At 70.4% G+C, this 13,414-nt stretch carries 11 protein-coding genes; 8 read left to right on the top strand and 3 right to left on the bottom strand.

The window, feature by feature from the left end; all coding sequences use genetic code 11:
* Positions 1–816 (bottom strand): HAMP domain-containing protein (locus MQH10_RS20240; RefSeq protein ID WP_242565788.1); only part of this gene is annotated, 816 nt, incomplete at its 3' end.
* Between the two features lie 312 nt (positions 817–1,128).
* Here MQH10_RS20240 and MQH10_RS20235 point away from each other — a divergent pair.
* The gene (locus tag MQH10_RS20235; RefSeq protein WP_242565787.1) at positions 1,129–2,028 is read left to right on the top strand and encodes a dienelactone hydrolase family protein; all 900 of its coding nucleotides are present in this window, start codon (positions 1,129–1,131) and stop codon (positions 2,026–2,028) included.
* Between the two features lie 10 nt (positions 2,029–2,038).
* On the opposite strand, the gene MQH10_RS20230 is transcribed toward MQH10_RS20235, so the two are convergent.
* Positions 2,039–2,461, bottom strand: a complete 423-nt coding sequence (locus MQH10_RS20230; protein ID WP_242565786.1) for a hypothetical protein — start codon at positions 2,459–2,461, stop codon at positions 2,039–2,041.
* 200 nt (positions 2,462–2,661) lie between these two features.
* Between MQH10_RS20230 and MQH10_RS20225 the strand changes: the two genes are divergently transcribed.
* The 5 genes from MQH10_RS20225 to MQH10_RS20205 all read left to right on the top strand — a co-directional run bounded on the left by MQH10_RS20225 (position 2,662) and on the right by MQH10_RS20205 (position 10,365).
* Complete coding sequence (locus MQH10_RS20225; RefSeq protein ID WP_242565785.1) at positions 2,662–5,085, top strand: FtsK/SpoIIIE family DNA translocase; 2,424 nt, start codon at positions 2,662–2,664, stop codon at positions 5,083–5,085.
* 56 nt (positions 5,086–5,141) lie between these two features.
* Entirely contained in the window at positions 5,142–6,326 is a 1,185-nt protein-coding gene (gene fabV / locus MQH10_RS20220) for an enoyl-ACP reductase FabV (RefSeq protein WP_242565784.1), read from the top strand.
* A 142-nt stretch (positions 6,327–6,468) separates the two neighbouring features.
* Positions 6,469–8,595, top strand: coding sequence for a hybrid sensor histidine kinase/response regulator (locus MQH10_RS20215; RefSeq protein ID WP_242565783.1), 2,127 nt, complete (start codon positions 6,469–6,471; stop codon positions 8,593–8,595).
* A 46-nt stretch (positions 8,596–8,641) separates the two neighbouring features.
* Complete coding sequence (locus tag MQH10_RS20210) at positions 8,642–9,841, top strand: N-acyl-D-amino-acid deacylase family protein (protein ID WP_242565782.1); 1,200 nt, start codon at positions 8,642–8,644, stop codon at positions 9,839–9,841.
* On the top strand, positions 9,838–10,365 hold the full coding sequence (locus MQH10_RS20205) for an amidohydrolase family protein (RefSeq protein WP_242565781.1): 528 nt from the start codon (positions 9,838–9,840) through the stop codon (positions 10,363–10,365). Before MQH10_RS20210 ends, MQH10_RS20205 begins: the two co-directional genes overlap by 4 nt.
* A 1-nt stretch (position 10,366) precedes the next feature.
* Here the strand turns inward: MQH10_RS20205 and lpxA are convergent, their stop codons facing one another.
* On the bottom strand, positions 10,367–11,173 hold the full coding sequence (gene lpxA, locus MQH10_RS20200) for an acyl-ACP--UDP-N-acetylglucosamine O-acyltransferase (protein WP_242565780.1): 807 nt from the start codon (positions 11,171–11,173) through the stop codon (positions 10,367–10,369).
* A gap of 96 nt (positions 11,174–11,269) precedes the next feature.
* On the opposite strand from lpxA, the gene MQH10_RS20195 reads away from it, so the two are divergent.
* Both MQH10_RS20195 and MQH10_RS20190 read left to right on the top strand, forming a co-directional pair.
* Positions 11,270–12,523 (top strand): amidase, encoded by a 1,254-nt coding sequence (locus tag MQH10_RS20195; protein WP_242565779.1) that lies wholly within the window; start codon positions 11,270–11,272, stop codon positions 12,521–12,523.
* 97 nt (positions 12,524–12,620) lie between these two features.
* Positions 12,621–13,271: a LolA family protein gene (locus MQH10_RS20190; RefSeq protein WP_242565778.1), complete on the top strand. Its 651-nt coding sequence runs from the start codon at positions 12,621–12,623 to the stop codon at positions 13,269–13,271.
* The last annotated feature ends 143 nt before the right edge of the window (positions 13,272–13,414 follow it).

Below are 13,414 nucleotides of genomic sequence, written 5' to 3'. Positions count from 1 at the left end.
TTCCGCCTCATCCTGGGACTGGCGCAGAGCCCGGCGCTCCAGCACCCCTTCGCGGAACACGGCCACGGACTTGGCCATGTCGCCGACCTCGTCATCGCGCGCGGCGTAGGGCGGTTCCTGCGCATAGTCCCCGGCCGCCAGCTTGACCATGTAGCGGGTCATGGCCTCGATCGGCGTGACCACCCGGCCGCGCAGGGCGCGCAGGGCCAGCATGGAGGCGACGCCGATCAGGAGGCCGGCGCCCAGCATCAGCAGACGGTTGAACTGGATGGCCTTGGCGGCGCGGGCCTCCGCGGCCTTCACGTCATCGGCCAGCAGGGGCACCATGTCCTCTACGGCGCTGTGCTGAGCCTCATAGGCCGCATCGACAGCCGCTCCAGCCGCGGCCATGGCGACAGGATCATTGGCCTGAGCCGCCGGAATGAGCTGTGTGTCGACCGCCGTCCAGAAGGCCTTGGCGGCCTTGTCGGACCGGTCGAACAGGATGCTGGCGACCTTGGGATCGACCTGCCGGGTCCGCCAATAGGCCATGCGCTCGTCGAAATCCTTGCGCATGCGATCGAGCTTGGGCCGGTATTCGGTCAGAACGGCCGGATTGCCCTCGATCTCCTGCACCGCGAGGTGGGACTCCACCAGATAGAGCGGCGGGGGCAGGATGTCGGCGGTGAGGTCCTTGGTGTCGGCGATCTGGGTATAGGCGCGGCTGCCGATCCGCACCTGCTCGAGGGCGAACCAGGACACCGCGCACAGGGCGATGATGCTCAGGATCAGGAAGACACCCAAAGCGCGGGTGGCGTGGGCGATGCGGAAAGACATAGGGGGCGCGCGTCCATGCGGTCATAGGGATCGGCGTTCTATGAACGTCGTATGGATGCACTGCGGACCGCGCGGCTTAAGGACCATTTAACAGGGCGCCGGGGGCGCCCATACTGGGCGCCAAAGACTACACTCATTTTAGGGGTATTCTGCAAACACTAAGAAATACAGGCGGTTATGGAGACGCTCGAGGGGCGTCGACAGGGATGTGCGGCGTCTTATCGCAACACCAGAACGGGTGGTCCGGCGCGACGTTTTGACAGGGATCAGGCTTGGCCTCAGAGTCCCGTCCCCAGCCGAAGGACGCCGCAGATGATCACCCTCACCCGCCCCGAAGGGACCCGCCCGGAGGACCTGCGCCTCTCGCGTCGCAGCCTGGGGCTCGCCGCGTTCGGCGGCTACGCCGTCTACGCCTTCTCGGCCCAGGCCGAGCCGATCCGCACCGACGACCATGGGCTGGTCTGCGAGACCGTGCTGCTGCCGGCCGCCGACCGCCAGGTCCCGGCCTATGTGGCCCGTCCCGACGCCAAGGGCCGGTTCCCGGTCGTGGTCGTGGTCTGCGAGGTGTTCGGCATCCACGAATATATCCGCGACACCTGCCGTCGGCTGGCCAAGCTCGGCTATGTGGCCATCGCCCCCGACTTCTTCGTCCGCGCTGGCGACCCCTCGACCATCAGCGACTTCAATGAGATCCGCCGCATCGTCGCCACCGCCTCGGACGCCCAGGTGACCGGCGACCTCGCCGCGACGCTCAAGTTCCTCAAGGACCAGAAATACGCCGACCGCGGCCATATGGGGATCACCGGCTTCTGCTGGGGCGGGGCCGTGGCCTGGCTGGCCTGCGAGCGGTTCAAGGACTTCAAGGCCGGGGTCGCCTGGTACGGCCGGCTGTCGCCCCCCAAGCCGACCGAGTTCCTGGGCGAAGCGGACCGCAAATGGCCGCTGCAGCTGGTCGCCGACCTGCATGCGCCGGTGCTGGGCCTCTATGCCGGCAAGGACCAAGGCATTCCCGCGGCCGATATCGAGGCCATGCGCGCGGCCCTGGCCGCGGCGCATAAGAAAGATTGCGAGATCATCGTCTATCCGGACAGCCAGCACGGATTCCACGCCGACTATCGCACCAGCTACGATCCTGTGGCGGCGAAGGACGGCTGGGCGCGGATGCTCGCCCACTTCGCCGCCCACAAGGTCGCGCCGAAACCCGCGACCTGACCCGGACCGACTAGTGCGGCGGATCCTCGCCCGGCGGCGGGGTGATGCCGTCGAGCAGATCGCCCACCCGGTCCTCGGCCGCGCCCGCCGGTCGGGCGCCCGGCTTGGCCGCCGGCTTCTCGATCGTGGCGGTCGACGGCGGCGGGGTCAGCTTCGAGGCGTCGGCCACGGCGTCGAGCGGATCGGGCGCCTCATCCTTCTTGGCGTCGTCGGTCTTGGCAACCGCCGAGGCGGCCGGCTTGGCGGCGACCTGCGGCTCGTTCGGCTCCAGGGGCTTGGCGTCCTCGGCGTCGATCACCGGGGCGGTCGACCCGGGCAGGCCCTCGCCGGGGAGGTGGCTCTTCTCCGGCACGCTGGCGAAGCCCATGACGAAGCCGCCGATCGCGCACAGCGCGACGATCACGGCCACGACCTTCCGGACGCTGAGGGGCATGCTCCACATGTCCCGATACCTAGATCGGATCGCGGCGGAGGGGAATCTGGATTCAGGCGCCTGTCGCCACTTGACCGAAATCCCGGCCCCGGACGTCGAAGGGGGCGCCCAGGACGAGCAATCGGTCGCAGTCGAAGTAAACGCCTCTTAACCCTCTGGCGGCCATAGATCAGCGTTCCAGAACGGGAGCTTGTAGGCGTATGGCGCGGGCGGCGCGGAAGACGGGTTTGGAGCTTGGGCTCCACATCGCAGGTCTGGCCTGGTCGCACCCCACCACCGCAAGGCTGCGCGGCGGTCTGGTGGCCGCCTCCGGCGTGGCGCTGGCCGTGGCGCTGGCCACCTATAACAGCGCCGATCCCAGCCTGAACGCCGCCTCCCTGACCCGGCCCATGAACGCCCTGGGCGGCGTCGGCGCGACCCTGGCCGACGTGGGTGTCCAGTCGCTGGGCCTGTGCGCCGGCGTGGCCGCCCTGCTGATGGTGATGTTCGGCCTCTATCGCGCCGTCTCGCCCGAGCCCGACCTCACCCGCGGCCATGTCCGCCGCCGCGCCCTGATCGGCGTTCTGGGGCTGCTGGCCCTGGCCGGCCTGCTCGCCGCCCCGCCCGCCCCGTCCGCCTGGCCGCTGGCCAAGGGCCTCGGCGGCTTCTGGGGCGACGGTCTGCTGGCCGCCGTCGCGGCCCTGTTGCATTTCGCCCGCCTGCCCGGCGCCCGCCTGATCGCCGCGGCCCTGCTGGCCGCCGGCGCCTTCTGGAGCCTGGGCTTCGCCCTGGGCGTCCGCCGCATCGACCTGACCGGAACCCTGACCTGGCTCGCCGAGACCCTGCGCCGCCACGCCGAGGCGCCGGAGCCCGAGCCGGAACCCGTCCGCGCCCCGCGCGCCGCCGCGGCCCGCCGCCCCAAGCCCGACCCGGAGCCGCGCATTCCCGCCGCCGCCCTGGATCCCGCGCCGATCCCCGCCGCGGTGAACATCGCCGGCCCGGCCCCGGAGATGGCGGACGAGGACGAACCCGACCTTCCCCCCGCCCCGGCCCCGGTGGCGATCCGCCAGCCCAAGGCCACGCCGAAGGAGTCCGGCCGCGAGCTGCGCGAGGCGCAAGGCGCCTTTGATTTCGTCCGCCCGACCGGCGGCTTCGCCCTGCCCGAGCTCGCCATGCTGGCCCGGCCCAAGCCCCGCGCCGCCCAGTTCGACGAGGGCGCCCTGCGCCAGAACGCCCAGCTCCTGGAGAGCGTGCTGGCCGAGTTCGGCGTGCGCGGCCAGATCGACCAGATCCGCCCCGGTCCCGTCGTCACCCTCTATGAGCTGGTCCCCGCCGCCGGGGTGAAATCGGCCCGGGTCGTGGCGCTGTCCGACGACATCGCCCGCTCCATGTCGGTCGCCGCCTGCCGCGTCGCCGTGGTGCCGGGCCGCAACGCCATCGGCATCGAGCTGCCCAATGCGCGGCGCGAGACCGTCTATCTGCGCGACCTCTTGGCCAGCGCGGAATACGAAAAGGCGAGCCAGGCCCTGCCCATGGCGTTGGGCGAGAACATCGGCGGCGAGCCCTATATCGCCGACCTGTCGAAGATGCCCCACCTCTTGATCGCCGGCACCACCGGCTCCGGCAAGTCGGTGGGGGTCAACGCCATGATCCTGTCGATCCTGTACCGCCTGCCCCCCGAGCAGTGCCGGTTCATCATGATCGACCCGAAGATGCTGGAGCTTTCCGTCTATGACGGCATCCCGCACCTGCTCGCGCCCGTCGTCACCGATCCGAAGAAGGCCATCGTCGCGCTGAAGTGGACCGTCCGCGAGATGGAGGACCGCTATCGGATGATGTCCAAGATCGGGGTCCGCAACGTCGCCTCCTATAACGAGCGCGCCAAGGAGGCCGCGGCCAAGGGCGAGCACTTCGAGCGCACCGTCCAGACCGGCTTCGATGATTCAGGCCGCCCGGTCTATGAGAGCGAGCGCATCGATCCCAAGCCCATGCCCTATCTGGTGGTGGTGATCGACGAGGTCGCCGACCTGATGATGGTGGCCGGCAAGGAGGTCGAGGGCGCCGTGCAACGCCTGGCCCAGATGGCCCGCGCCGCCGGCATCCACCTGGTCATGGCCACCCAGCGGCCGTCGGTCGACGTCATCACCGGCACCATCAAGGCCAACTTCCCGACCCGGATCTCCTTCCAGGTCACCTCCAAGATCGACAGCCGCACCATCCTGGGCGAGCAGGGCGCCGAGCAGCTGCTGGGCCAGGGCGACATGCTCTACATGGCCGGCGGCGGCCGCATCACCCGCCTGCACGGCCCCTTCGTCTCCGACGGCGAGGTCGAGGCCGTGGCCAAGTTCCTGCGCGACCAGGGCCAGCCCCAGTATCTGGAAGAGGTCACGGCCGGCGGCGACGAGGACGGCGAGGGCGGCGGCGACGGCATGGACGGCGAAGGCGGCTCGGGCGACGACCTCTATGATCGCGCGGTCGCGGTGGTCACCCGCGACAAGAAGGCCTCCACCTCCTACGTCCAGCGCCGGCTGCAGATCGGCTACAACCGCGCCGCCTCCCTGATCGAGCGCATGGAGAACGAGGGCGTGGTCAGCCCGGCGAACCACGCGGGCAAGCGCGAGGTCCTGGCGGGTCCGCCGCCCTAGGCTTGGCCTGACCCCGCGCCGGTGTATCTTCCGCCTCTGCCAAGAGGGGGCGCTTCGTGATCATCGAGCCACGCATCCGCGGTTTCATCTGCACCACCGCCCATCCCGGCGGCTGCGCCATGAACGTTCGCCAGCAGGTCGGCCATGTGACCGCCCAGGGCGGGATTCCCGGCATGGCCCGGCGGGTCCTCGTGCTGGGCTGCTCCGCCGGCTACGGCCTGGCCTCACGGATCACAGCCGCGTTCGGCGGCGGCGCGGACACGGTCGGGGTGTCCTTCGAGAAGCCGCCCAGCGAGACCAAGACCGCCACCGCCGGCTGGTACAACAACCGCGCCTTCGAGGCGGAGGCCGCCCGCGCCGGCCGCAAGGCGATCACCCTCGACGGCGACGCCTTCTCCGACGGGATGAAGGCCGAGACCATCGCGGCGATCGCCGAGCACCTCGGCCAGGTCGACCTCGTCGTCTATTCCATGGCGGCGCCGGTCCGCACCCATCCCAAGACCGGCGAGACCTTCCGCTCGGCCATCAAGCCCCTGGGCGAGCCGGTCACGGTCAAGACGCTCAACACCGACAAGGGCGAGGTGTTCGAGACCGAACTGGCGCCCGCCACGCCCGAGGAGACCGCCGGCACGGTGGCGGTCATGGGGGGCGAGGACTGGGAGATGTGGATCGCGGCCCTGTCCGAGGCCGGGGTCCTGGCGCCCGGGTTCCAGACCCTCAGCTACACCTATATCGGCTCCGAACTGACCTGGCCGATCTATTGGAAGGCCACCCTGGGCAAGGCCAAGGAGGATCTCGATCGCGCCGCCGCCGCGCTTCGCGCGCGCCATGGCGAGGACGCAGCCCGGGTTGTCTCTCTGAAGGCGGTGGTGACCCAGGCCTCCTCGGCCATCCCTGTCGTGCCGCTCTACGGGGTGGTGCTGTTCAAGGTGATGAAGGAGATGGGTCTGCACGAGGGCTGCATCGAGCAGATCGACCGCCTGTTCCGCACGGCGCTGCCGGGGCCCCCGCGCCTGGACGAGGCCGGCCGGCTGCGGCTGGACGACTGGGAACTCTCCGAACCGGTCCAGGCCGAGGTGAAGCGGCGCTGGGCCCGCATCTCCACCGAGACCCTGCCGGAGCTCGCCGACCTCGCGGGGTTCCGCGCCGACTTCCTGAAGATCTTCGGTTTCGGCCTGAGCGGGGTGGACTACACGGCCGAGCAGGATCCCCAACGGGTTCCGGCCATGGCGCCGCCCTAGGTGGTCAAGCCCGGCGCGGGCGCCACCCAGCGGTGAAATGCCGCAAAAAACAAGGTTCTAGTCGCGCGAACCAGCGCGACGGTAACCACCCCTCAATCTGGCGACAAATAGGGTTAATCTCCTTTTGGGGAGGAGCGCCGGCTTGAGGCGACTGTTGGACGACGGGCTGGATGAGCTCGCGGCGCGCAGCCATGAGGGCACAGCCGTGCGCCTGGCGGTCGGGGTCTGCGTCGCCGTCCTGGCGGCCCAGCTGATCGCCCCCTGGATCTGCGTCCTCTGGGTCGGGGTCCTGGTCCTGAACGAGGGCCTCAGCTGGCCGATCACACGCCGCCAGTTCAAGGGCCAGAAGGCCGGGATACGGCTGCGCCTCGCCCACCTGTTCATGCTGGCCCAGGGCTGCACGACCTGGATGGTGCTGGGCGGCGCCCTGTGGACCACCGGCATCGCGGAGGGCCAGGTGGTCGCGGCGATCCTGTGGCTGTCGGTCCTCTATTTCACCGAGACCAACGCCTATCAGTCGCCGATCGGATTCATCGTGGGCGGCGCCATCCCCGGCCTCGCCCTGCTGGCCTGGCTGACGGTCGCGCCCAATCCCGCGCACCTGCACATGCTGCCGGTGATCGGCATGCTGGTCCTGGCCATGGTCTTCGCCTCGGACGGCGTGTTCCGGGCCCTGGCCGCCCGGCGTCAGTTCGACGAGGCCCAGGCCAGGCTCAAGGCCTCCGAGGCCCAGTACCGGGTTCTGGCCGACAATGTCAGCGACGTCATCGCGCTCAACAGCCTGGACGGCCGGCGGATCTATCTGTCGCCCTCCATCGAGAAGGCCATGGGCTACAGCCCCGAGGAGTTGTTCCGGACCCAGAACTACACCTTCCTGCACCCCGACGACGCCGACTGGGTGCCGCGCGAGCTGGCCCGCCTGGCCCAGACCGGGGGGCAGATGACCCAGCGCTACCGGATCGTCCACCGGGACGGCCATCCGGTCTGGGTCGAGACCAATTTCGGCATCATCCCCGGCGAGGGCCCGGACGCCGAGACCATGATCATCTCGGTGTCGCGCAACATCGATTCCCGCGTCGCCCTGGAGGCCGAACTCACCGAGGCCCGGCGGCGCGCCGAGGCCGCGGCGGCGGCCAAGTCCGACTTCCTGGCCAATATGACCCACGAGCTGCGCACGCCGCTCAACGCCATCATCGGCTTCTCCGGCATTCTCGGGCGCTCGGACCGCCTGGGCCCCGAGGACGCCCGTCACGCGCGCCTGATCCATGACGCCAGCCAGAGCCTGCTGGAGCTGGTCAATGACGTGCTGGATTTCTCCAAGCTCGAGGCCGGGGCCGCCGAGCTGGAGGCCCACCCCTTCGATCCCGCGGAGATCGCCGCCTCGGTCACCAGCCTGCTGGCCGACCAGGCCCTGGGCCGCGGCCTGGATCTGCGGCTTGAGGTGCTGGGTCAGACCCGCCCGGTGATGGGCGACGGGGCGCGCATCCGCCAGGTGCTGATGAACTTCCTGTCCAATGCGATGAAGTTCACCAATGCCGGTTCGGTCGGGGTCCGCATGGAGCAGACGCCGGCCGGGGACGCGGGCGACCGCCTGAGGGTCGAGGTCACCGACACCGGGATCGGCGTGGCCCCCGATCAGATCGGCCACCTGTTCGACCGCTTCACCCAGGCGGACGCCTCGGTGTCGCGTCGCTATGGCGGCACCGGCCTGGGCCTGGCGATCTGCAAGCGCAACATCGAGCTGATGGGCGGAACGCTCGGGGTCGACAGCCAGCCCGGCGAAGGCTCGACCTTCTGGTTCGAGCTGACCCTTCCCCTGGCCGAGGACGCCGACGAGCCCGTGGCGGCGCCCTCGCCGGCGCCTGACGGACCGCTCCGGCTGCTGGTGGTCGAGGACGTGGCGGTCAATCGCGAGCTGATCCAGACCCTGCTGGCGCCCTTCGACATCGCCATCGAGACCGCCGAGAACGGCGTTCAGGCGGTCGAGCGGATGACCCACGGGACCTTCGACATCGTCCTGATGGACATTCAGATGCCGATCATGGACGGGCTGTCCGCCACCCGCGCGATCCGCGCCCTGCCCCAGGCCCAGGCGCGCACGATCCCGATCATCGCCATGACCGCCAATGTGCTGCCCGAGCAGGTCCGCACCTGTCTGGAGGCCGGCATGAACGATCATTTGGGCAAACCGATCAGCCCGGCGACCCTGCTTGAGACATTGTCGCGCTGGGCGCCCGCCTCCGAGGCGGCGCCGGAAGAGGCGACCTGACAAACGCCGGCGAGGGTCTAAGGTCGCCGCAGGTTCCGGAGCCCGCATGACCCAGTCCTTCAAGTTCGGCGCCCTTGCGCTCGCCGCCGCCCTGACCCTGGGCGCCGCCCCCCGTCCCGCCTTCGACCTCCTGATCCGCAACGCCGAGGTCTATGACGGCTCCGGCGGCGCGCCGTTCCGGGGCGAGGTCGGCGTCCGCGGCGATCGCATCGCCTATGTGGGCGCCCACGCGCCGGGCGGCGCGGTCCGCGAGATCGACGCCCACGGCAAGGCGCTGGCCCCCGGCTTCATCAACATGCTGAGCTGGGCCAATGAAAGCCTGATCGCCGACGGCCGCGGCCTGTCCGACCTGAAGCAGGGCGTCACCCTGGAGGTCATGGGCGAGGGCGACTCCATGGGCCCGCTGACGCCGGACATGCGCGCCCATGAGATCGCGCGCCAGGGCGACATCCGCTTCGACATCCCCTGGTCGACCCTGGGCGAATATCTGGCGTTCATGGAGAAGCGCGGGGTCTCGGTGAACCTCGCCTCCTTCATCGGCGCCGCCACGGCGCGGATCAATGTTCTGGGCGAGGGCGACGTGCAGCCCGACGCGTCCCAGCTGGCGGCCATGCGCGACCTGGTCCGCCAGGCGATGGAGGAGGGCGCGATGGGCGTCGGCTCCTCGATCATCTATGCGCCGGGCGCCTATGCGAAGACCCCGGAACTGGCGGCGCTCGCCACCGAGGCCGGGCGCTGTGGCGGCATCTATATCAGCCACATGCGCAGCGAGGGTGATCGGCTGATCGAGGCGGTCGACGAGCTGATCGACATCTCCAGGACCTCCGGCGCCCCGGCCGAGATCTATCACCTGAAGGCCGGCGGCCGGTCCAACTGGGACAAGCTTGACACCGCCATCGCCCATGTTGAGGCCGCCCGCGCCGCCGGCCAGCGGATCACCGCCGACATGTATGTCTATCCGGCCGGTTCCACCGGTCTCGATGCGGCCATGCCGACCTGGGTCCAGGCCGGCGGGGTGGAGCAATGGATCGCGCGGCTGAAGGACCCGGCGACCCGCGCCAAGGTCCTGGCCGAGATGCGCGCCGACAAACCCGCCTTCGAGAACCTGCTGCACCACGCCGGCGGCGAGGGGACCCTGCTGGTCGGCTTCAAGAACCCGGCGCTCAAGCCGCTCACCGGCAAGACCCTGGGCGAGGTCGCCAAGCGCGCGGGACCGGCGTCGAGGACACCGCCATCGACCTGGTGATCGAGGACGGCTCGCGGGTGCAGGTGGTCTATTTCCTGATGTCCGAGGCCAATGTGGCCAAGGAGACCGCCCTGCCCTGGATGAGCTTCGGCTCCGACGCCGGAGCGCTTGCGCCCGAGGGCGTGTTCCTGAAGTCCAGCACCCATCCCCGCGCCTATGGCAATGTCGCCCGCCTGCTCGGCAAGTATGTGCGCGAGGAGAAGACCCTGACCCTGGCCGACGCCGTGCGGAAGCTGTCCGCCCAGCCGGCGCACAATCTCGGCCTGCACGACCGGGGCCTGATCAAGACCGGCTATTTCGCCGACCTGGTGGTGTTCGACCCGGCGACCATCGCCGATCACGGGACCTATGAGAAACCCCAGCAGCTGGCGACCGGGGTCAGCGAGGTGGTGGTCAATGGCCAGCTCGCCCTGGTCGGCGGGGAACCGACGCCGGCGCGGCCCGGCCGGGTGGTGCGCGGCCGCGGCTGGACCGGCTGGAAGGACGGCGGCTGCCGCGGCGAGGCCAAGGACTGGACCTGGTAGGTCAGGCCGCCAGGGCGGGCTTCCGGGGCGCGCAGATCACCCCGCGGGCCGAGCCTTCCAGGAACCCGGTCAGGCGCGCGACCTCGGCGCTGCCGGGCGCCTCGGCCCGCGCCGCGGCGATGCGTTCGGCCAGCGCTCCGCCCCGCAGGAACAGGGTGCGATAGGCCCGCCGCAGGGCGGCGAGCGCAGCCGCGTCCAGGCCGGAGCGCTTGAGACCGGTGGCGTTCAGCCCGGCCAGCCGGGCGCGGTCCCCCTGGACCATGCAGAAGGGCGGAACGTCCTGGACCACCATGGCGCCGCCCGCCACGAAGGCCAGCGCCCCGATCCGCGCATGCTGATGCACGGCGGTCAGACCGCTGATCCAGGCCTGGTCCTCCACCTGGACATGGCCGCCCAGGGTCGCGCCATTGGCCATATGGATGTCGTTTCCGAGCCGGGCGTCATGGCCCACATGGGCGGCGGTCATCAGCATGTTGCGGTCGCCGATCCGGGTGGGCGTCCCCCCCGTCGAGGCGTTCACCGTCACCTGTTCGCGGAAGACGTTGTCGCAGCCGATCTCCAGGGCGCCCGCCTCCCCGGCCCAGTCGTCCGACTGGGGTCCGGCGCCGATCGAGGCGAACTGCAGGAAGCGGTTGCCGGCGCCGATCTGACTGGCGCCCTCGATCACCACGTGCGGCCCCACGATGTTGCCGGCGCCCAGCACGACCTGCGGCCCCAGATAGGCATAGGCGCCGATCCGGCAGCCGGGGCCGATCCGGGCGCCGGGCTCGATGACGGCGGTGGGATGGATGTCTGAGGCGCGTTCCATGGCCCGAGCCTAGGCGCGGGGCCGCCACGACCGAACTCAACTTGCGTGTCGGATTCTGTCAGGGTGGCGGCCGGACCCTCGACCGGAGCGCGGACCTTGGCCTTCGATACCCATCTGGCGGACCGCCTGCACGCCGTCACCCACGTCTTCGACCCGCCCCTGGGCGCCGGCGACGGGCCGAGCTTTGCGATCAAGGACCTGATCGATGTCGCCCATGTCCCGACCGGCGGCGGCGGCCGGGTTCCCCTGGACGCCGATCCCGCCCGCCACGCCGCCCCGGTCGAGCGCCTGCTGGAGGCCGGGTGGCGCGCGGTCGCCAAGACCCACACGGTGGAGCTGGCCTATGGCGGCTGGGGGACCAACCGGGCGGTGGGCGCGCCCTGGAATCCCTGGGACGCCGCTACCCATCGCTGTCCGGGCGGCTCCTCCTCAGGTTCGGCGGTCGCGGTGGCCGCCGGCCTGTGCGACCTGGCGCTGGGCACCGACACCGGCGGGTCGGTGCGCATTCCCGCCGCCGCCTGCGGTGTGGTGGGCCTGAAGCCGGGACGCGGCCTGGTCGCGACCCGGGGCGTGCGTGACCTGGCCCCCAGCCTCGACACCTGCGGGACCCTGGCGCGCAGCATCGCCCTGGCCGCCCGCGGCCTGGAGATCATCGCCGGGCCGGATGACGGGATCGCCGGGCGCGGCGGCTTCAGCGCCGAGGCCGCCCTCGCCACACCCGTTGAAGGGCTGAGGGTCGCCGCCTTGCCGCTTTCGGCCCTGGGCGAGGTCGAGCCTGAGGTCGCCCGCCTTTACGCCCAGGCCCAGGCGCGGCTGCGGGAAGCCGGGGTTCGGGTCGAGACCGCCGCCCCGCCCGAGCCCTTCGCCAGCTATCTGGAGCTCAACGGGACGATCATGGCCGCCGAGGGCTGGCGGGTGCGCGAGGGCCATATCGCCCGCAATCGGGCGGTCATGGATCCCTGGATCGTGCGCCGCTTCGAGGCGGGCCGGGAGATCGACGACGACGCCCTGGCGGCGGCCCATGTCCGCCGGACCGAGGACCAGGCCCGCTTCCACGTCTGGCTGTCGGGCTTCGACGCCCTCCTCTCCCCCACCTGCCCGATCGTCGCCGCGCCGCTCACCAGCGTCGACGAGACCCAGTCGCCGATGTCGCGCCTGACCCGCGCCGCCAACTATCTGGACCTGCCGGCCGCCAGCCTGCCCTGTGGCCTGACCGACCAAGGATTGCCCGTGGGCCTGCAGATCATGGGCCGGCCGCGCGACGAGACCACGGTGGTCGCCCTGGCCCAGGCCTTCGAACGGGTCTGTGGCTGGAACGGGCGCGGCCCGGACCTTTCCGGCTTCCGCTGAACGGGACCGGAACAGCCGGCTCAGCCCGCCGTTATCGCCCCCACCCTATTGACGCCGCGCGCGCCTGTAGATTTGTCCGCCCTGAAGGAGCCCGTTCATGAGCCTCACGCGACGCCATCTCGCCCTTGGCCTGGCCGCCTTGCCGGCGCTCGGCGGGACCGCCTTCGCCCAACGGCCCGCGCTCGCGCCCCTGTCGGCCGACGACAAGGCGCTGGTCGACAAGGCCGCCGCCTATCTGCAGGACCTGACCGAGGCCAAGGCCCGCTTCGTCCAGACCGACATGCGCGGGACCATGACCCAGGGCACGCTCTATCTGAAGCGGCCCGGCAAGGCCCGCTTCGCCTATGAGCCGCCGTCCGGCCTGCTGGTGGTCGCCGACGGCGCCAATGTCTCGATCGCCGATTCCCGCCTGAAGACCTTCGACCGCTATCCGCTGATGGCCACGCCGCTCTCGATCTTCCTGGCCCGGCAGATCCGCCTGGACCGCGGCATCGTCGTGCGCAGCGTCTCGCGCATGGCCGACGGCTTTTCGCTGACCGCCCGCGACGGCAAGAAGGAGGCCGAGGGCGAGATCACTCTCACCTTCTCCAACACGCCTTTTGCTTTGGTCGGCTGGTCGGTGACCGACGCCCAGGGCATGTCCACGCGCATCCGCCTGGTCGACCTGGAAAAGGCCCCCGGCCTGCCCCCGTCGCTCTTCGTGCTGAACGATCCGCGGCCCAAATCAGTCGGCCGCGCGCGAATGTGACAATTCAACAACACGCAAGTTTTCGCGTCTTGTTAATTGACTTTTCATTCTGCAGTGGCATTAATGCAACTCATGACGCCAGTGCGAGCCGGCGTGATCCGTGCCGGAACCTATCCCCTCCCGGCCGCGGCATGAGAGACATC

Source organism: Phenylobacterium aquaticum (genome assembly GCF_022695515.1).
In the GTDB taxonomy this organism is placed as follows: domain Bacteria; phylum Pseudomonadota; class Alphaproteobacteria; order Caulobacterales; family Caulobacteraceae; genus Phenylobacterium; species Phenylobacterium aquaticum.
Note: the sequence above shows the minus strand (reverse complement) of the source record. Positions and strands in the feature narration are given on the sequence as shown.